The organism is Streptomyces sp. NPDC002754 (assembly GCF_053592315.1).
On the sequence record NZ_JBSFVM010000015.1, the window covers coordinates 106,461 to 126,197 of the forward strand.

At 71.4% G+C, this 19,737-nt stretch carries 15 protein-coding genes; 5 read left to right on the forward strand and 10 right to left on the reverse strand.

Going from position 1 to position 19,737, the window contains the following annotated elements; translation table 11 throughout:
• Window positions 1-37 precede the first annotated feature (37 nt).
• Complete coding sequence (locus tag ACWD2L_RS26425; RefSeq protein ID WP_451191821.1) at window positions 38-610, forward strand: dihydrofolate reductase family protein; 573 nt, start codon at window positions 38-40, stop codon at window positions 608-610.
• A 21-nt stretch (window positions 611-631) separates the two neighbouring features.
• Here the strand turns inward: ACWD2L_RS26425 and ACWD2L_RS26430 are convergent, their stop codons facing one another.
• Window positions 632-1,465 carry an oxidoreductase gene (locus tag ACWD2L_RS26430; RefSeq protein ID WP_451191824.1) on the reverse strand — a complete coding sequence of 278 codons (834 nt, stop codon included), beginning with the start codon at window positions 1,463-1,465 and terminating at the stop codon, window positions 632-634.
• 103 nt (window positions 1,466-1,568) lie between these two features.
• Between ACWD2L_RS26430 and ACWD2L_RS26435 the strand changes: the two genes are divergently transcribed.
• Window positions 1,569-2,501 carry a LysR substrate-binding domain-containing protein gene (locus ACWD2L_RS26435; protein WP_451191827.1) on the forward strand — a complete coding sequence of 311 codons (933 nt, stop codon included), beginning with the start codon at window positions 1,569-1,571 and terminating at the stop codon, window positions 2,499-2,501.
• Window positions 2,502-2,611: 110 nt separating this feature from the next.
• Window positions 2,612-4,186: an isocitrate lyase/phosphoenolpyruvate mutase family protein gene (locus ACWD2L_RS26440; RefSeq protein WP_451191830.1), complete on the forward strand. Its 1,575-nt coding sequence runs from the start codon at window positions 2,612-2,614 to the stop codon at window positions 4,184-4,186.
• A 25-nt stretch (window positions 4,187-4,211) separates the two neighbouring features.
• Here ACWD2L_RS26440 and ACWD2L_RS26445 read toward each other — a convergent pair whose 3' ends face one another.
• Complete coding sequence (locus ACWD2L_RS26445) at window positions 4,212-5,003, reverse strand: thioesterase family protein (RefSeq protein ID WP_451191832.1); 792 nt, start codon at window positions 5,001-5,003, stop codon at window positions 4,212-4,214.
• Between the two features lie 12 nt (window positions 5,004-5,015).
• The gene (locus ACWD2L_RS26450) at window positions 5,016-5,687 is read right to left on the reverse strand and encodes a TetR/AcrR family transcriptional regulator (RefSeq protein WP_451191835.1); all 672 of its coding nucleotides are present in this window, start codon (window positions 5,685-5,687) and stop codon (window positions 5,016-5,018) included.
• Window positions 5,688-5,938: 251 nt separating this feature from the next.
• Here ACWD2L_RS26450 and ACWD2L_RS26455 point away from each other — a divergent pair, with 251 nt between their 5' ends.
• Together ACWD2L_RS26455 and ACWD2L_RS26460 are read left to right on the forward strand one after the other, a co-directional pair.
• Window positions 5,939-7,111: an acyl-CoA dehydrogenase family protein gene (locus tag ACWD2L_RS26455; RefSeq protein WP_451191838.1), complete on the forward strand. Its 1,173-nt coding sequence runs from the start codon at window positions 5,939-5,941 to the stop codon at window positions 7,109-7,111.
• Window positions 7,108-8,460, forward strand: coding sequence for an MFS transporter (locus tag ACWD2L_RS26460; RefSeq protein WP_451191841.1), 1,353 nt, complete (start codon window positions 7,108-7,110; stop codon window positions 8,458-8,460). The genes ACWD2L_RS26455 and ACWD2L_RS26460 overlap by 4 nt, the downstream gene beginning before the upstream one ends.
• A gap of 6 nt (window positions 8,461-8,466) precedes the next feature.
• Here the strand turns inward: ACWD2L_RS26460 and ACWD2L_RS26465 are convergent, their stop codons facing one another.
• The 7 genes from ACWD2L_RS26465 to ACWD2L_RS26495 all read right to left on the reverse strand — a co-directional run bounded on the left by ACWD2L_RS26465 (window position 8,467) and on the right by ACWD2L_RS26495 (window position 19,635).
• Window positions 8,467-9,450, reverse strand: coding sequence for a twin-arginine translocation signal domain-containing protein (locus ACWD2L_RS26465; RefSeq protein ID WP_451191844.1), 984 nt, complete (start codon window positions 9,448-9,450; stop codon window positions 8,467-8,469).
• A 52-nt stretch (window positions 9,451-9,502) separates the two neighbouring features.
• Window positions 9,503-10,786 carry a transporter gene (locus tag ACWD2L_RS26470; RefSeq protein WP_451191846.1) on the reverse strand — a complete coding sequence of 428 codons (1,284 nt, stop codon included), beginning with the start codon at window positions 10,784-10,786 and terminating at the stop codon, window positions 9,503-9,505.
• A gap of 8 nt (window positions 10,787-10,794) precedes the next feature.
• Window positions 10,795-11,367, reverse strand: coding sequence for a hypothetical protein (locus tag ACWD2L_RS26475; protein WP_451191849.1), 573 nt, complete (start codon window positions 11,365-11,367; stop codon window positions 10,795-10,797).
• Window positions 11,364-13,490, reverse strand: a complete 2,127-nt coding sequence (locus ACWD2L_RS26480) for a hydantoinase/oxoprolinase family protein (protein WP_451191852.1) — start codon at window positions 13,488-13,490, stop codon at window positions 11,364-11,366. Before ACWD2L_RS26480 ends, ACWD2L_RS26475 begins: the two co-directional genes overlap by 4 nt.
• Window positions 13,491-13,532: 42 nt before the next feature.
• Window positions 13,533-15,131 carry an FAD-dependent oxidoreductase gene (locus tag ACWD2L_RS26485; protein ID WP_451191855.1) on the reverse strand — a complete coding sequence of 533 codons (1,599 nt, stop codon included), beginning with the start codon at window positions 15,129-15,131 and terminating at the stop codon, window positions 13,533-13,535.
• A 75-nt stretch (window positions 15,132-15,206) separates the two neighbouring features.
• Window positions 15,207-16,295: a LacI family DNA-binding transcriptional regulator gene (locus tag ACWD2L_RS26490; RefSeq protein ID WP_451191858.1), complete on the reverse strand. Its 1,089-nt coding sequence runs from the start codon at window positions 16,293-16,295 to the stop codon at window positions 15,207-15,209.
• A 211-nt stretch (window positions 16,296-16,506) separates the two neighbouring features.
• Complete coding sequence (locus tag ACWD2L_RS26495) at window positions 16,507-19,635, reverse strand: discoidin domain-containing protein (RefSeq protein ID WP_451191860.1); 3,129 nt, start codon at window positions 19,633-19,635, stop codon at window positions 16,507-16,509.
• Window positions 19,636-19,737 lie beyond the last annotated feature (102 nt).

A 19,737-nucleotide genomic window follows, 5' to 3' on the forward strand; every position in this document is an offset into this window, starting at 1 on the left:
CCGACTCGTACCGAGTGAATCACCAGGGAGATCCGACATGCGTACGCTGATCAGCACGGCCTTCGTGTCCCTCGACGGAGTCATGGAGGCACCGGGCGGCGAGCCCGGGTACCGCAATTCCGGGTGGACCTTCAAGGACATCGACTTCGTGCCCGACGCGTTCGAGATCAAGGGCCGCGAGCAGACCGAGGCTTCCGCGATGCTGTTCGGCCGGGTCAGCTACGAGGCGTTCAGTCCGGTGTGGCCGGGCATGGCGGAGTTCGCCGAGTACAAGCCGATGCCGAAGTACGTCGTGTCCACCACCCTCAAGTCGGGTGACCTGGTGGCCGGTTGGGGCGAGACGACGATCCTGCGCTCGCTCGACGAGGTCGCCGCGTTGAAGGAGACCGAGGGCGGCCCGATCATCATGCACGGCAGCGCCACCCTCAACCAGAACCTGTCGGACGCGGGCCTCATCGACCGCTATCACCTGCTGGTCTTCCCGCTGCTGCTCGGCGCGGGCAAGCGACTGTTCAGCGCCACCGACAAGGACAAGCAAGCCCTGAAGCTCGTCGAGCACGAGGCGTACGCGAACGGGCTGCAGAAGAACGTCTTCGACGTCGTGCGCTGAGGCGGCCTCCTGGGCGCTCCGTCACGCGTCGAAGTCGGTGGAGCGGGCGAGCTTCTCCCAGGCGCTCAACTCGGCGCGGGAGCCGTCCAGTTGGGCAGTAATCGCGTCGACCGCATCGTTGCCGAGCGGCAGGCGCAGCGGCGGTTCCTCGGCGTCCACGGCGGTCAGGATGGCAGCGGCGGCCTTGGTCGGGTCGCCGGGTTCCTGGCCGCTCCCGCCCGGCAGCGCGGACAGGACGGGACCCACGGTGTCCTGATACGCGTCCAGGGTCGACACGGGAGTGAGGTCGGCGGATCCGGCGAATCCGGTCCGGAACGCGCCTGGCTCGACGATCAGCACCCTGATGCCGAGCGGCGCGACCTCGGCGGCCAACGCCTCGGAGAGCCCTTCCAGGGCGAACTTGGTGGCGCAGTACGCGCCGACCCCGGCGAACGCGAACCGCCCGCCCATGCTGGTCAGTTGGACGATGGTGCCCGAGCCCCGGCTGCGCATGTGCGGCAGCACGGCACGGGTGAGCGCGGCCGGGCCGAAGAAGTGCAGGTCCATCAGGTCACGCAACTCCGCGTCCGTGGCCTCTTCGACCGCCCCGACCATGCCGCGCCCGGCGTTGTTGACCAGGACGTCGATCCGGCCGTGCCGGGCGGCCACCTCGTCGACCGCGGCCTGGACGTCGCCGATGGTGGTGACGTCAAGCGCCAGAGTCTCGACCTGGTCGGGGTGCGCGGCGACCAGATCGTCGAGCGGCGCGGTGCGGCGGGCGGCGGCCACCACGACGTCACCCGCGGCCACCGCCGCTTCGGTGATCGCCCGCCCGAACCCGCTGCTCGCACCTGTGACCAGCCAAACCCTGTTCATGGTGTTCCCCTCGATGGGCGGGTGCCGCCGCTGCCGGCGGCCCCTGTGTGAACTACCTTGCGGTGCGGGCCAGTTGCCCGTCCAAGATCCGCTGTGATAGCCGATGGTTATGGACGTTCACGGGCGGGACCTGAGGTACTTCACCGCGGTGGCGGAGGAGTTGCACTTCACGCGTGCGGCCGAGCGGCTGTACGTCTCGCAGCCCGCGCTGAGCAAGCAGATCAGGATGCTGGAGAAGCAGGTGGGGGCCGAGCTGTTCGAGCGGAACCGGCGCGATGTGCGGCTGACGGAGGCAGGGGCGGCGCTGTTGCCGCACGCCCAGCGGATGGTCGCCGAGTGGGAGGCGGCGCGGGAGTCCGTCGCCAAGGTGGTGGCCGAGCGGGCGAGCGCCCTCGTGGTGGGCATGAGCACGAGTCCGGGGCGCGGAGGTGTGCTGCCGGCGATCCGCTCCCGCTTCACCGCAGAGCATCCCGAGACCCGGCTGCGGGTCCGCCAGGTGTCCTGGGACGACTCGACCGCGGGGCTCGCCGACGGCACGAGCGACGTGGCGTTCGTCTGGCTGCCGCTTCCTGAACAAGAGCGCTACCGCTGGGTGCCGGTCGCCGAGGAACCCCGCCTGGTGGCCATGGCCGAGACGCACCCGCTGGCCGACCGCGAGACCGTCGACTTCGCGGACCTTCTGAACGAACCGTTCCTCGCACTGCCCGACAGCGCGGGGCCGCTGCGCGACTACTGGCTCGCCACCGACGCCCGCGGCGGGAAACCCGCGGTCATCGGCGCCGAGGTGGCCAGCGCCGAGGAGACGTACGAGGCGCTCACGGCCGAACTCGGCGTCGTCCTGCTCGCGCTCGGCAACGCGCCGCTGGTCACCCTCGGCGGCGTCGTCACCCGCCCTGTCCACGGCGTCACACCCAGCCGCTTCGTCCTGGCCCGGCGCGCCGACGACCGCCGCCCACTGGTGCACGCGTACGCGCGCGCCGCCGAGGCCCTCAGTGGCGGAACCCGCACTCCGCCCACTTTCCGACCACACCGGTAGGGAACCACGGGGATGCCGGGCGCCTCCGAGCACCTGTATTCGCCGCTGCCGGCGAGCCGACGGCGACGCTTCGGTCGGCCCCGAAGTGTTCCGCGCCTAGCGTCGGTGGCATGAACCGAATCGTGCATGAGATCTCCCGTTACGAGGACGTGCGGGCGGCGCTGGACAACCCGGACCTGGTGCCGGAGGTGCCGTCGGCCGCCGAGGGGAAGGAGGGCGCGTCCATGGCCTGGTTGCGGGCCTCGGTGCCGCGGTTCAGCTACGGCCCGGCGCACGCGCGGCGCCGGGCGCTGGTGGAGGCCGAGCTGGCCCGCCTCGACGTGGCGCGGCTGCGGAACGCGGCCACCCGGTGGCCCGAGGCCGAGGACGTGGCCCCACACGTGGTGAGCACGCTCGCCGAGGCCCTCGGGTACCGCGAACCCGGCGCCGTGGCGGAGGCGGTCGGGGTCGTGGCTCGGGTCTACTTCGGCGGCGAGGACCCGGAGGCCGACGTGGCGGTGGCACGCCTCGTGGAACTGCTGGCGCCGTCCGGGCGGCCGCGGGACCTCCATGAACAAGACCCCCATGAAGTGGCCGCGGCCCGCATCTGTCTCCTTGTGCAGGCCCGTGACGCGACTGCCGCCCTTGTACGGCACGCCGACGCCGGCCCCACCGACACCCGCCCCGTCGAGCGGCTCCTCCACGAAACCCTGCGCAACGACCCGCCCGTCCGTGTTCTGCGCCGCGTCGCCGTCCGCGACACCCGCATCGGCGGGGTGGACATCGCCGCCGGGGACCTCGTACTCCTCGACGCCACGGCCACTACCCCCACCAACGCCGACGACCCGCTCGCCTTCGGGGCGCCGCCGCGTGTCTGCCCCGGCCGGGACCACGCCATGGCCCTGGCCGCGGGGGCCCTCGCCCACCGGCAGCCCTCGGGCACCCCCTTCGCCCGCCTGCACCGCAAGGACGCGCCGCTGCTGCTGCCGAACGCGTGGGACTGCGCCTCGGCCGCGGCCCTGGCCGCCGCCGGCTTCGAGGCCGTCGGCACCACCAGCCTCGGCGTGGCCGCCGCGGCGGGGCTCCCGGACGGTGCGGGTGTCACCGCCGACGCCACCTTGGGCCTGGCCCGTCGGCTCGGGCGCACACCGCTGCTGTTCACCGTCGACATGGAGGGCGGGTTCAGTGATGAGCCGGATGAAGTGGCCGACATCGCCGCCCAGTTGAGTGCCGCCGGCGCCGCCGGGATCAACCTCGAGGACGGGCGCGCCGATGGTAGCCTCACCCCCGTCCACCAGCACGCCGCGAAGATCGCAGCGGTCAAGGCGGCCGTCCCCGAGCTGTTCGTCAACGCCCGCACCGACACGTACTGGCTGGGCCAGAACCCGGACCACCAAGACGACACCGAGGAGCGCCTCAGCGCCTATCAAGACGCGGGCGCCGACGGGCTGTTCGTGCCGGGTATTGCCGAACCCGACCGGATTCGCGACCTCGCCTCCCGCTTCGAGCTCCCGCTGAACGTCCTCTACTCGCCCACCGGGCCGACCCTCGACGAACTCGCCGCGCTGGGCGTCCGCCGCGTCAGTCTCGGCTCGTTGCTCTACCGCCGGGCGCTCGGCGAGGCCGTGGCCACCGCGCGGGCCGTCCGCGAAGGACGGCGGCCAACCGGCGACACCCTGTCGTACGGGGAAGTACAGGCCCTGTAGGACAGGCCCAGTAGCGGGTCGGTGGTCAGCGCTCCGGCGCCGGGTTCGCGAGCGCCGTCGTCGTGCAGTAGCCGATCGGGCCCGCCGCGTCGTACAGCGTGCAGTGCCCGACGGCGATGCCGTCCTCGGCCGTGTGACCGGTCGCCTCCAGGCCGACCGCGTCGCTGAGCGGGAGCCGGCTCAGGGACAGGGTGTAGTCGGCGTTGATGTAGCGCAGGCCGTCATCGCTCGCGTGGGCGAGGGGGCTTGCCGTGTCCGCGGCCAGCGCGGCGCGGACCAGCGGCGACAGAGCCTCCCCGCCGACCAACGGCCGCGCGTCGCGCATCCAGGACCGCCGCCGCTGATCGCCGCTCCACTCCCGCACCGGCCGAAGCTCCTCGTCGAACCGCAGGAACTGCGTGCGCCCGTGCGGGGCAAGCAACTCCTGCGCCGACGGCGCGTCCCACGGGCCGGTCGCGGGAATGTGTCCCGGTGGTGGTGTGCCGGTGCGCAGGAGCACCGCACTGGCCCGCGCCAGGGCGCGTCCGTCCTCGCCGCGCACGACGGCGTCGGCCACGCGGATCCGTCGCCCGTCGCGGACCCGCTCCGTGGTGACACCGACCGGGGCGAAGGGCGCGGTGCGGAACAGGTCGACGGTGAGCCGGGCGAAGTGCAGCCCCTCCTCGGCGTGTTCACGCTCCAGCGCCCGCGCGGCGAGCCCGCCCAGGAGCCGGCCGTGCACCGTGTTCGGCGCCCACCAGCCGCGCGCGTGCGACTCGGGCACGAACGTGTCCCCGCTCCGGGTGAAGTAGGGCGCCTCGTCCTCGGTCTGTGCCACGTGTGTTCCCTTTCAGTGCGTCGTACGCCGGTGCGTACGGGGGTCGGTCATCCGCAGCGGATCGATGTGCAGCGGGTCGAGCCTGCGGATGAGGGCGAGCGTGGCGTGACAGATCGCGTCCGCGTCCCGCTTGCGCGCGCACGTGCTGATCTCGCGGCCCGCCTCGCCGATGACGGAGGTGAGGACGCCGACCACCAGCCGGTCCACGGGTTCGCTGCCCGCTTCGAGCAGCACCGAGTTCTGCCGGATCCACTCGCGGCCGCGCGCCCGGCGCATCAGCTCGAAACCGGGCGGCCCGTCGCCGTCCATCCACAGCTCGATGAGGTCCCGCCGCCGCCAACAACCCTCCAGGAAGCTGCGGGTGCCGACGAGGAACAGCTCCAGCGGATCCGTCCCGCCCGCCGCCCGCGCCGCGGCCACCGCCTCGGCCGCCTCGCGTTCCCGGGAGTTCTCGTAGTCCTCCCACAGTGCGACGAACAGCTCCGTCTTGCCGCCGAAATGGTGGTAGAGACTGCCGACGCTCGACCCGGCCCTGCGCACCACCGCGACGACCGCCGTGTCGGTGAACCCCTGCTCGCAGAAGACCTCACGGGCCGCGTCCAGCAGGGTCCGACGGGTCTGCTCCGTGCGGCTCCACTGCCAGGCGCTGTCCTTGGCCGCGATCCGCTCCGCCTTGCGTGTCATCCGCTGGTCACCCCCTGCGCACCCACTGCCGTACCGAACCGTGTACCGGACTGCCGTACCGGACTGCCGTACCGGACTGCCGTTCCGGACTGCCGTACCGAACCGAATTTTAGAATCAGCCGATTCTGAGCGCCAGAAGCCCGGTCGAACTCGTTCCGACCTCTTGACCGACCGCCGCACCGCGGGCAACTTGAACTCATTCCTAGATTCGTGTTCCAGGATTCCCGCATCCGGATTGAGGGGGCACTTCCATGGTCGACTTCTCGCTGTCCACCGAGGAACGTCAGATCAGGGACACCGTCCGCGCGTTCATCACCAAGGAAGTGATGCCACTGGAGCAGGACGTCCTGCGCAACGAACGGGCCGGACAACCGGGCGTCGAACCGGAAGTCATCGCCGAACTGCGCGCCAAGGCACGCCGGTCCGGGTTCTGGGGCATCAACACCCCGGAGGAGTACGGCGGGATGAACCTCGGCGCCGTCATGTCCGCGATCATCGCGATGGAGATGGGCCGGACCTTCGTCCCCTTCAGCTTCGGCGGCAGCGCCGACAACATCCTCTACGCCTGCGACGCGGAGCAGAAGCGGCAGTACCTGCTGCCCACCATCGAGGGCGAGCGCCGCTCCTGCTTCGCCATCACCGAACCCGGCGCGGGCTCCGACGCCCGCAATATCCGCAGCCGCGCCGTACCCGACGGCGACGACTGGCTGATCACCGGCGAGAAGACCTTCATCACCGGGGGCAACGAGGCCGACTTCGTGATGGTGTTCGCCGTCACCGACCCCGACAAGGGCGCCGACGGCGGTGTCACCTGCTTCCTCGTCGACCGCGACATGGGCTGGAAGTCCGAACCGATCGAGACCATGGGCCAGTGGGGCCCGGCCTCGCTCGTCTTCGACGAGGTGCGCGTCCCCGGCCGCAACGTCCTCGGCGAGGTCGGCAAGGGCTTCCAGCTCGCCATGCAGTGGATCGGCCAGGGCCGCTACCTCATCCCCGCACGGGCCATCGGCTCGGCCGAACGCATGCTCCAGATGGGCGTCGACTACGCCCGCCAGCGGCACTCCATGGGCCGCCCCATCGCCGACTACCAGGCGATCCAGTGGCACATCGCCGACTCCCAGGTGGAGATCGAGTCCGCGAAGTGGCTCACCCTGTACGCGGCCTGGCGCGTGCAGCAGGGCCTCGACGCCCGGCACGCCTCCTCCATCGCGAAGCTCAACGGCGCGGTGATGGCGAACCAGGTCGTCGACCGCGTCCTGCAGATCCACGGCGGCATGGGCTACACCAAGGAACTGCCCATCGAACGCTGGTACCGCGAGCTGCGCCTTCTGCGCATCTTCGAGGGCACCGACGAGATCCAGAAGCGCACCATCGCCCGCAACCTCATCAAGGGACACGTACGACTCGGCGGGATCGGCGAGTGACCGGGCGGCGCCCGCGCATCCGGATCTTCCAGGTGCGCGAGCTCGACCACTACCCGAACGCCGGACAGCGGATGCGCATCCTGTCGATGGCGGTCCTCGCGGTCCTCATCGCCTCCTACGAGGGTCAGATCGCGCCCGTCGTGCCGCTGCTCCTCGACGACCTGGACATCTCGCTGACCACCTACGGAGCGGTCTCCGCCACGGCGCTCGTCGCCGGGGCCATCGCGTCGATCGTCGGCGGCCGGCTCACCGACACCGTGGGCCGGGTGCGGCTCATCGTGCCGCTGCTGATGCTCACGGCCGGCTGCTGCTTCCTGATGACGACCGTCCACTCGGCCGGTCAACTCCTCGCCGTGCGAGCAGTGTTGTCGGTCGTCGACGGCATGGCCATGGCGGGCACGGCGCCGCTGGTGCGGGACTTCTCGCCGCGGATGGGCCGGGCCCAGGCCTTCGGGTTCTGGACGTGGGGACCGGTCGGGGCGAGCTTCCTGGCCGCCGCGGTCGCCAGCCTCACGCTGCCGCTGCTCGACGACTCGTGGCGCTCGCAGTTCGTCATCATGGGATCGGTGTCCCTCGTACTCTCCGTGGTCATCGCCTTCAACATCGCGGACCTCTCACCCGAACTGCGCGCCCGCATCGTGCAGTCCGAGCGCGAAACCCTCGGCCGCGCGGACCACACCCAACCGGCCCGCGCCCGCGACCTGTTCGTCCACCGCGCCATCTGGGCCCACGTCATCGGCATCGCGTCCTGGCTCGTGCTGTACGTGACCCTCGTCGTGTACGGGCAGACGATGCTCGCGGAGAGCTTCGACCTCGACGCCGCGACGGCCTCGCAGATCATGGCGGCGTTCTGGACGCTGAACATCTTCACGCTCGTCCTGTCCGGCCGGATGTCCGACCGGCTGCAACTGCGCAAGCCCTTCTGCGTGGCAGGAACGGCGGGCAGTGTGCTGCTCACCGCGTACCTGGCGGGCCTCGTCGGACGCGAAGACGTCTCACACCTGCACATCGCCGTCACCGGGGCGATCCTCGGCGGGGTGATGGGCTGCGCCTACGGGCCGTGGATGGCGAACTTCTCGGAGAACGCCGAGGACGTCGACCCGCGCCTCCAGGGCACCGCCTGGGGTGTGTTCACGTTCCTGACCAAGGCGATGGGCGTGGTGGTGCTCCTCGTCGTGCCACGTGTGGTCGAAGCCCACGGCTGGCGCCCCTGGCTGATCGTCTCGGCATGCTGCATGGCCGTGTTCGTCCCCGCGTCGCTGCTCTTCCGCGGCCCGTGGCGCCGGACGAGGGCGGTGCCGGCGGAGTCCCCGCGGGACACCCCGGCACCGGCCCCCGCGGGCGACTGACCCCGGTCAGCCGCGGGCCACCGCGATCGCCCCGGCGAGCCGCTCCCCGGCTTCGTACACCATGTACGGCACACCGCTCTGCGTGCCGAACGAAGGGGCGGCCGCCCGGCCGTTCTCCGGTGCCGAGGCCCCTGAGTCGTAGAAGACTCCGAGGTGCTTGCGCTGGGAGAAGTCGGCGCCGACCTCCGTGATCATGAGGTCACCGCCGCTCTCCTTGTCCTTGTTGTAGACGACGTACGCGGAGCCGCCACGCGTGAGCAGATGCGGGCCGCCGACGTTGACGGCATCGACGTCCGAGTGCCGCACGAGCGGTGTCTGGTCGAAGGTCCAGGCGCGGCCGTCGGCGGACCAACCCCAGCAGATGTCCCGGTGGTCGGTCGTGTTGTTCAGCATGAACAGCATCACGTAGTGGGCGCCACGGCCCGGCAGTTCGTGCGCGAAGACGCGGGCGTACGAGGTCTCGGTGGTGCCCGAAGGCATCATCGACGTCGACAGGACCACCTTGTCGTACGTGAAGGTGATGCCGTCCTTCGAGCGTGCGAGCCGTGTCGTGGTGTTCTCACCGTGGAAGTACAGCCAGAACTCCTTGTGCTGCGGCATCCACAGGACGTGCGGCGAGGAGACGTGGCTGACCGAGTAGTGCGGGGACCAGTCGTTCGACACGATCGGGTTGTGCGGGTACTCCGTGAACGGGCCTTCGAGGGAGTCCCCGTACGCGAGGCAGATGCCGCCGGGCGCGTCGTGCGGGGCGTAGTACAGGTAGTAGCGGCCCAGCGGAGAGGCGAGCTTGTCGTAGACGCCGCGGACCGTCGGGAAGATGATCTCGCCCGTCGGGTTGTACTTCAGGTCGGCGGGGGAGAGCAGTGTGCGCAGGTACGTGTAGTCGGGGAAGCCGCCCGGCGCGGCCGAGGCCGAAGGGGCCGGCAGGCCTCCCACGGCCATGGCGGTGCCGGTGACGGCGGCGGCGCGCAGGAACGTACGACGTTGCATGGTCAGCTCCTCGATGTGGGGTTGGTCAGAGATGGCTCGCGAACGCGGGATGTCAGAGGTAGGTCGCGGCCGTGACGCACAGTCCGCCGAGAGCCACCGCCCACACGTAGGGCAGCGTCCGCACCATCACCTGCTGCGGTGAGACACCGGCGTACTGGGCGGCCCACACGGTCTGGGTGCTGGTCGGGTCGGCGACGCCGAAGACCTGGTTGTACGAGGTCGTCATGCCGAGGACGGCGACGGCCGGGTAGACGCCGGTGGCGATGAGGACGCCTGCGATGCCGGCGCCGAGGCCGAACACGTTGAGCGGCCCGCGGTACAGACACAGCGGCACGAGGACGGTGAAGACGAGGACGAAGAGCACCGCGTTCTGCGGGCTGACCGCCTTCACCAGCGGTTCGAGCGCGTCGACCGCGCCCGGCAGATTCACCGCGGCCAGCAGGATGCCGATCGCGATGAACAGGGTGATCGGAGGGGCCGCCACCTCGAAGCCGCCGTACAAGGTGCGCAGCAGTCGGCGGTTCATCTCGCGCGGCCGCGTCGTCGTCACCAGTGCGTACAGGACGCCCGCCAACAGCGAGGGAATGATGGCCAGTTCGAAGCCGAGGGCAAGGACCAGCGGGACGACCGGCGTGAGCAGCGCGTACCACGGGGCGTCGCCGAGCGGCTTGCGCGCGTGGGCCCGTGGCTTGTCCTGGACCGACTTCAGCGACCACGTGTGCTCCACGCCGCGCCGCCGCGACTCGATCAGTACGTACGCGAGAGCCGCCACCAGCGCGAACGGGAACAGCTTCACCATGAAGCCGCGCACCGTCGGGATCGGCAGGTCGAGGGCAGTGGAGAAGAACTGCCACACCGGCAGCTCGAAGGGGATGCCCACCGCGATACCCATGAGGATCGTCCCGGCGGCCGTCACCTTCGGAATACCCACCGCGATCATCGCCGGGATCCCGATGAGTCCGGCGAGCATCGCCGCGGGCGCAGACCCGGTCACCGTGCCGACGAGCGCCGACACGGCGAGCACACCGAGCGCCACGAACACCGGCCGGTCACCACCGAATTCGACGATCTTACGGACGAGTGTGCCCGCGATCCCTGTCTCCTCCAGGAGCTTGCCGAGCCACGAGCCGAGCAGGATCGCGATCATCGTCGCGGCGAGTGCCGGAGCGCCCTCCTGAAGGACCGTGTCGAGGACACTGTTCTTGCCGGTCAGCGGCGCGCCCGCGAGGAAGGCGATCACCACGGCGAGCAGCACGAGCGCGAACGCGGTGGGGAGTTTGCGGGTGAGCATGGCGGCGACACCGGCCGCCATGACGAGCAGGATGACGACACCCATGGGTCACCTCAGTGTTGTGTCGGAAGTCTTGAGTCGGACTGCACGGCGGTGGCCAGGGCCTCCGTGAGCAGCAGGGGGCTGCGGCCCAGGCCGCAGGCGACGCGCGCGTAGGCGTGCGCGGCCAGCTCGTCGGCGCCCACGACATGCGCGTACACACGGCGCCGCCCGATCCGCAGCGCCGTGTGGCCGAGCGCCCGCTTGAACTCGGCCCGCACGCGCGCGTGGTGGAGGTGTTCGTGGGCCCGCTCGTGGGCGAGCGCCGCCGCCCGCACCGAGCCCACGGGGAACCAGGCGCGCCAGCCCCGCTCGTCGACGAGCCGTTCGGCGCGGTCGATGGTGTCGACGTACAGCTCGATCTGGGCGGGCCTCGACCGGTAGCGGGCGAGGAGCCCGGCTTCGAGGCCGCCCTCGTGCTCGACGATCCGGACGTCGGCGAGCCGCCCGGGGGTCATGCGAGCCCCGAACTCCTCAGCAGACAGCGCCCATTGACGCAGCGTCAGTGGATCGCGGCCCTCGTGTGTCGGTGTGTTCGACAGGAGCCGCACCGCGAGGTCCAGGTCATGCTCCGGGTCGCTGCTCATGTGCGGGACTCCACGACCGCCACCACCGGTTCGTCGGCCGCGCGCGCCCGCAACTCGCTGCGTGCCAGGGCAAGGAGCGCCTCCGGCTCGAGCACCCCCGACAGATCGGCGATCCGGCCGCCGACGAGCAGCCGCACCGCGGGCGCCCGCGTCCCGCCGTCCCCGTACGAGGTGGCGTCCCGCACCAGCGCGGAGAGGGCCTCGCCGGCCGCGCCCACGGTCGTCGTCGCCACCCGCGCGTCCGGCACTCCGAGCCGCACGACACCATCCGCGTCCACCACCCGCACCGGCCGCCGCACGGCCCGGAGCCGACGTTTCACCTCGGTGCCGTAGACGGTGTACGCGTCGGTACCCGCCAGTACGTCGATGTGTGCCTGCGGGATCTTGAGGCTGGTGGCGGCCGCCTTCAGCCGCTCCGTGTCGTCCGCGCGGTGTGCCCGGTCCTGCGTGCGCAGTTCGGTGGCGCCGGTGGCGACGGCCCGTACGGTGCTGGTCTGCGGGTCGACGGTCACCTCGACCTCGACGCCGTCGGCCGCGGCGCCCTGCGCGACGACCGCCCGCTCGGCCTCGGCGCGCACGGCGAGGATCTGCTCCTGCGTGGCGCCGGGCACGATCCGCTCGACCTGCTCGCGGACCAGCGCGAGGGCCACGCCGATCGGGCTGATCACCTCGCTGTGGCGGGCGATGCGCCCTTCCATGTCGGTGGTCGCCGCGAGATGCGGGGTGACGGATGCGGCGCCGCCGCCCCCGCCGACGAGGACGGCGGTGTCATGGTCGAGGCGGTAGTCCTTGACCATCGCGTCCACGACCGTCTTCACCTGCGCGGTCCCCGCGTCGAGGACGGCCCGCGCCGCCCCCGCCACATCGGTGCCGAGCCGGGCGGCCAGCGGGGCCAGTGCGGCCTGCGCCACCTCCTGGTCGCAGCGCGCGAAGTCACCCTCGGGCACCCGCCCGAGCGCGTTCGCCGCACACGTCATCGTGAGCGCGAACCGGCCGCCCGCCGCGTCGAGCACCACATGGTCGTCCGGATCGCCGTCCATGGGTGCCACCGTGGTGAGCTTCGCGTCCCGCAGCTCGTCGAGCGTGGCGAAACACGCGTAGGGGAGCCCGGCGATGTGCGCGCTGCGCGGCCCGACGCCCGTCACCCTGCCCTGTCCGAGACGCGCCATCGAACCGCCGCCGACCCCGACCGTGCGCACATCAAGGGCGTTCAGATACGACGTCTTCCCGAGGATCGTCGCGTGCCGCACCGCGACCTTGCCGCGCCGCACCACACTGATGTCCGTCGAGGTGCCACCCGTTTCCAGGAACACCCCCTCGCTGATCCGCTCCTGCATCAGCGCGCCCGCGACCCCGGCGGCCGGACCCGACAGCACGGTGAGCAGCGGTCGGCGCCGCATCTCGGCGAGAGACATGACACCGCCGTCGCAGCGCATCACCATCAGCGGCGCGCTCACCCCGGCCTTGGTGATGGAGGAATCGACGAGTTCCGCGGTCGACAGCATCCGCGGCAGGATCGCCGCGTTGACCACGGCCGTACGCGTCCGCTTGTGCAGCCCGTACAGCGATGTGATCTCGTGCGCGGCGGCCATCGGCAGGCCCGACGACTCCGCCGCGGCGAGCACGGCCTGCTCCCCGTCGGGCCTGTCGACACCGAACGGCTCGGTGGCGACGAGGACTTCGGCGCCCTCCTCCTGTACGCGGGTCACCGCGGCCCGCACCGCTTCGGCGTCGAACGGGTCCGGGACGTGTGCGTACGCGAGCGGCAGCTTCTTGCCGGGCGTGAGGTCCAGCTTGCCGAGCGCGGCGAGCCGCCGGGTGAGCACCGCGCCCGTGCCCGTGCCGATGCCGAGCAGCCCGACGGTCGCCACGTCGCCCTCCAGGAGCGCGTTCGTGGCCTGCGTCGTGCCGTGCGCCAGGAACGTGACATCTGCCGGGGTGCGGTCGACCTGGGTCAGCAGTCTGTCGAGGGCCTGCACGATGCCGTGCGCGACACCGTCCTCATGATGGTGACTCGTGGGCACCTTCACCTGGCCCACCAGGTCAAGCGTCGCGGCGTCGACGGCCACGGCGTCCGTGAACGTGCCGCCCACGTCGATCCCGACGCGTATCCGTGTGCTCATGTCGTACGCACCTCCTTGTGCGTTCGCGTGCCGAATGGAGGGTCAGTAGCCGCGCACATCGGGCCAGCGGCGCTGCACGCCGGCCCGGTCGAGAAGTCGCCCGAACTCGTCGAACCGCTTGTCCTCCGCCTGCACCTGGTGCGGAGACACGTCCTCGGCCAGGCAGTGCGCGGCCAGCGCACCCGCGACCTCGCCGATGTTCCACTCCACCGGGTGCAGCCGGTAACAGCCGTTGGTGATGTGGGTGGTACCGATGTTCTTGCCGGCCGGCAGCAGATTGCGCACCCGCCGGGGGATGAGCGCGCCCAGCGGGATCTCGAACGGCACCGAACCGACGTCGATGTAGTTGTCACCACCGGTCGAGGGGTGCAGATCGATGCGGTAATTGCCGACACCCACCGGGTCCCGGTAGCGCGTCCTGCCGTACGGGCCGACGACGTCGATGGAGACGTCCTGCTCCACGACCGTCGTCACCGCCTTGATCCGGCGCGACTCGCGCACGTACGGCGCCTTCGCGAGGCCGTCCGTCGTGCCGGTCACATCCGGGCGGATACGCAGACCGGGGAAGCCGGTGCCGCCGTCGGCGCGCGGGGCCCCGGTCTGGAGCCAGTACAGGACGGACAGCGACAACTGCCGTGCCTCGCGCAGTGCTTCGGCCTCCTGCCCGATGTACGGCTTCAACCAGTAGTCGTTCAAAGGCCAGTTGACGAGGGTGATGTCCGAGTCGAAGGCGCCCGGCTGGTGCAGCTTGCGCGCGAGGATCCGGCGGAAGCCCCACAGTTCCTTGTCGCCGGCGTCGGCGCTCTGGTCGGCGCTCACGGCAAGCGGGTCGAGCTCTGGGTTCGGCACGAAGGTGCGGGGGACCGCCGCCAGGCTGCGCGGGTCGGGGGCCTCGAAGCCGAGCAGCGGGCCCGGCCAGAAATCCGGGCGGTACGAACGCCAGAAGTCGTAGTCCTCAGGCCGGTCGATGGTGTGGTCCTCGCCCTCGTGGTGCGAGAGCGCGAAGCACACGGTGATGCCCTGCTGGTTCTCCGGCTGCGCCTCGGCGGGGGCGTGCGGCTCGCCGAACTCCCCTTGCGCCTCGGCTCCGTTGGCGTGCTCGACATCCGCCAGGGCGAGCAGTTCACCGGTCTCGGTGGCGTCGATGACGTATGGAGGGGTGAACCCTCGGACGATGCCGGTGCGCAGATCCCGCACGGAGACCGCGGTGATGGCATCGTTGTCCGACTCGGCGGACACCGCCCTGTGCTCCGTCAGTACGGTCAGCAGACCGCTCGCCCGGTGCGGCGCGAGCATCCCCTCCAGGACGGCGAGCGCGATCCGCGGTTCGTGACACAACTTGCTGACCCGGCCCGCGCCCGGATTGAACTCGGGCAGCGCGAGGGCCTCGCCGCGCAGCGGATACCACTGCCGGTAGTACGCGCGGATGCCCTCCCGCAGCGCCCGGTACGAGGCCGTCGTGCCGAACTGTTCCACCCACGGGTGCTCGTCCGGCGGCACGGCCTGCGCGGTGAGCTGCCCGCCGATCCAGTCGGTTTCCTCGGTGAGCACGACACGGCGCCCCGCGCGGCAGGCGGCAAGTGCCGCGGCGACACCGCCGAGGCCGCCGCCGACGATGAGGATCTCCGGTTCGCGAAACACATGACTCCTTCGTGCTGTACGTGCTGGTGCGGTGTGCTTGTTCCGTACGTGCTGGTTTCGCATGTGCTTGGTGGCTCAAGGCCTCGGTACCGGTCCGGCCGTCCGTCCGGCCCGGAACTCGCAGGTCACCAACGGCTCGTCCGCCTCCTCGCCGGCCACCTGGGCGGACAGCAGGCGTACCGCAGCCGCGCCCAACTCGTGCCGGGGTACGTCGAACCCGGTCGGCACGGGCCCCTCGGCCAGCTCCGGCGGCGGGCTGCCGAGCAGCGCCAGGGAGACATCCCCGGGACACGAGAGGCCGGCCTCCGCCACCGCCCCGCTCAGCGCCCGCCACGCCGCCCCGGTGTCCGTCTCCTCGGCCACGAACGCGGTCACACCGTCCGCGACCAGCTCCCGGACCCGCTCGGCCGTCACCTCGGCCACCGGGTCCGCACACCGCAGCACGGATTCGGGGCCGCCCGCGAGCCTCGCCGCGTCGAGCCCGTCGAGGAAGCCCTGCTGACGGTCCGTGGAGGCGGGCGCGTCGTCGTCCTCGCGCACGAGCACGATGCGGCGGTGCCCCAACTCGGCCAGATGCGCGACGACTTCGCGGCTCGCGCTGACGTAGTCGGCGCCCACCCAGGCGAGCCCTTCCAGCTTCTCCCTGCGGCCGAGGTGCACCACGGGGAAACCGTCGGCGACGAGCCGCTTGAGCTCGGCGCGCGGGACATGCCGTCCGAGGAAGAGGCAGCCGTCGGCGAGCCGCACGCGGCTGAGGGCGTCCGGACCGCCACCGCTGGAGGCGGTGAAGAGGACCAGGTCGTAGCCGCGCGCGGCTGCCTCCTGCTCCACACCCACCAGGAACGGGTAGTACGAGTGCTGCACATCCGTCGGGAACGCCGACGTGAAGCTGAAGACGCCGAGCAGATTGTTGCGGGCGGCCGCGAGGCGGCGGGCGGCCGGGTCGGGAACGTAGCCGAGGTTGCGCGCGGCTTCGAGGACCCGCTGCCGGGTCTCCTCGGAAATCGTCGCGCCCTTGCCGTCGCGGCGGGCGTTCAGGACCAGCGAGACGGTCGCCTGCGAGACACCGGCGAGCCGCGCCACCTCGGCCTGCCGGGGACGCGACTTCCGGCCCGCCGGAGCCGGGGCACGCCCCGGCTTCGTCCGCTTCCTGGGTTGCTCCACGCCTGCCGCTCCTCGGGGTGTCCGCAGTTGGTAATGCGTATTAGGTAATGCGCATTAACGCGTACTGTGCGGGCGCCGCCCGCGCGGGGTCAAGGGGTCGTACGCAGATTTCCGATGTTCAACGAGCGTGCCGCGCATGCCGTTTGAGCACGCCGAGGGACCCGGCCGCACGTCGGGCGGTCGGGTCCCTCAGCCAATGGCGATACGCAGGTCAGTGCACGGAGAGCCGCACCAGCCGCGCGTCCGTGGCCCGCTCGCCGGACACCTTGAAGGCGACATAGCGGGCCGTCGCCGAACGCAGCGACAGTGTCCGCTCCGGCCGCTTCCCGTCGAGCCGACCCACGACCCGGTAGGTGAGTCCGTCGGTGCTGAGTTCCACCTCGGCGCCGGGCGCGCCGCCGACCGTCCACTGCGCCTCCACAGTGCGCAGCGCGAACACCTCGCCGAGATCCACGACCAGGCGTCCGCCGGGACCCGGGCGCCACGCGGTGCCGGGGTCGCCGTCCACCGCCGTCGCCGGGTCGGACATGCCCTCGGGCAGCGGACTGGTCGGGAAGACGGTCCGGCCGAGCGCGCGGTCGTCCAACGGGAAGGCGGTGGCACCGGGGAGGTGCAGTGTCGTCTCCCGCGTACGGGACACCGTGGCCACGGCGTGGCGGCCCTGCGCCTCGACACGGACCCGGCATGCGGCGCCGGAGAGCCGGAGGGTGGCGCCGTCGACCACGCGGACCCGCAGACCGGCGGGCAACCGGTCGCCCGACAGCGGAGCCAGCGTGAACCGGGGCGCGAGCAGCACCGCCTCGGCCGCGTCGAGGTCCGCGCGGTAGGTGACACCGTCGTCGGTGACGCTCTGGTCTCCTTGGAAGACGGTGCGGCGCTCGCCGGACTGCGGGACGTGGGCCGTGGTGGTGGCCCGTGCACCCGACAGGTTGAAAAGGCTCAAGTGGCCATCTGTGAAAGCCACGTGGAGTTCCTTGGACTCGGCCGTGGCGGAGCGCTTGCGGGCCAATGCTCGCAACGCGCTCGCCGACGACTCCGCGAAACCCTCGACCACGACGGGCGCCGCCGGGCCGTCGGCCGCCACGATCGTGTCGCCGTACACGGAGAGGGGGTGTTTGCCGCCGCGGACGACGAGCCCGGCCCGGCCGTCGACGTCGAGCCAGCCACCACGGCTGCTGACGTCCGGCTTCGGCCAGTCGGCGAGGTCGTCCCAGGTCTCGCCGTCGGCCGAGCCCTGGATGCGGTACGCGCGGCCCGCGGCGGCCTCCCAGCGCAGTGTCACCTGGTCGATGTCGTGGCGCGTGCCCAGGTCGACCGCGAGCCAGCTGTCCGCGCGAGGGCGGTCGGCCTTGGACACGGCCCACCGGGTCGCCGGGTCACCGTCGACGGCGAGCCCCGGCCCCTTGCCCGTTTCGCTCGACGACGCGGTCGCCGTCCCGCCGCGCGCGAGGTCCGCCCCGTCGGCGCCGTCCCGCACCTCCAGGGCGTACAGCGAGTATCCGTACGTCGGGTCGGGGCGCACCCCGAGCATCCGTATGTGCCGCACGGCCGTGCGCGGGACATCGACCTTGTCGACGCGAGCCGTCGAGCCCGACCCGTCGTCCTGGGCCCGCACGGAGGCGCTGCCCTCTTCGAAGCGGTACGTACGGGACCCGTCGAGCCCGGCCATGCCCGGCATCGTCAGGTTGTGGATCTCCAGATGGCCCTCGCCGGCGCCGGTTCCGCTCGTCGCGTAGACGACCGAGCCCGTCGGCAGCGTCGCGAACCCCGCGTAGCCGCCGTCCAGTTGGAGGACGCTCGCGCTGCCGTCGAAGCCATCGCGCAGGGACTCGTAGAGTCGCACCGATCGCTTGTCGACCTTGCCCTTGGAAGAGGGCAGGAACATCGGGGTCGCGCCGCTCAGCTTGAACAGCCAGTCGTCGTGCGCCGGTTGCCACGCGAACTTCACGAAGCCCGGCTTGCTGACGGTGCCCGCCCAAGCGGCCGGTGTCTGGTGGGAGACGAGGTCGGGCCCGGCGCCGAAATCCGTGACCCCGGACGCGTGGGCGAACAGCTCCTTCTGTGTGTACGGGCGGACCGGGTCACGGCCCTCCGCCGCCGCCCACACGTGCAGCAGATAGCTGATGGCCAGCTCCGCGCGTGCCTCCGGCTCGTACTTCGGCTCCCCGGAGAACTTGGCGAGGCGGTGCTCCGGCGGATACTTCTGGTACGCCTCGAGCCGCTCGGCCAGCGCCTGTTCGGCGCGCGCCGCCGCCCGGTCGCCCACCACCTGCGCGAAGAACGCGAGCGGGATGACATCTCGGCCGTACAGGTGCTCCCGGTCGTTCACCATCGGCATCAACGGCTCACCCGCGTCGCTCATGACACCAAGGAGAGTGCGCCACAGGGGCTCGGCGTTCGGCTGCTTCGTCAGCACCTCGGGCAGCGGCCGGCCCGCCGCCAGGAAGTGTGCGGCGTTCCGCCCCGAGGTGCGCCACAACTCCTCCTGGTAGTGCGGGCCGAAGGAGCCGTGGTTCTCGACGATGAACGTGTCGTACAGGTTCCGCGCGGTGTTGCGCGAGACACGTGTGCCGTCGACGAGAGCCGGGTTGGCAAGGTCGGCGGGCGGAAGCCCGGCCTCGTTGCGCGACCAGGTGCCGTAGCCGGACTGCCAGTCGGGGTGGCGCGGGTCGTCGGGGGCCCAGGCCAGGGCGGGCGCGAGGGTCTGCGCGTACAGACCCATCTCCTCCAGCTTGGTGTCACCGACGTGGCCGCCCTTGAGGCCGTTCGGTGTCCAGTCGCCCGAGTCGGGGTCGTTGCCCGTCCCCAAGGACTTGGTGTACGCGGCCTGTTCGCGCGTGATGGTGTCGATGCGGTCGCGTGTCGTGTCGTCGAGCTCGTCCCACAGGAGTCGCGCGGCGAGCACGAAGTACGACTGGAAGGTGGTGTCGAAGAACAGCTTGCGGCCCCACTCCGTGCCGCCCGTGAGCCGGTTCGACGCCGCGAAGTGCCGGATGGTGGCGAGCGTGCGCGCCTTGAGGGTGTCCCGGTCGATGCCGGCCCGGTCACCGTCGTACGTGCCCTGTGTCAGCAGGACCGCGTTGCCGAGGACGACCGCGAAGCCGAAGTCCTTCGCCGTGTAGTGGCCGAGCGTGGCGTCCCACTGCGTCTCGGACCAGCGGGTGTGATCGAGCAGGACCCGGTGGTAGGTGGCCGCGATGCCGTCCGGGGGAGTGGACGAACGGCCCGCCGCCCGCGCCGGGTTCGCCCCGGTGAGAGCCGGGAGAGCGGCCATGGCGCCCGTCAGGCCGACGGCTTGCAGGAACCTGCGGCGATGGAGCTGCGGGAGGTGGGTCGGCATGGGCAGGGCCTCTTTCGCGAATCTCGACGAGACAACGTTGTCAGGAAGGAGAGGTGCTCAGTATTCGATCTGTGCCCGTCGGCGTCAACGGGCGGGCGGTGA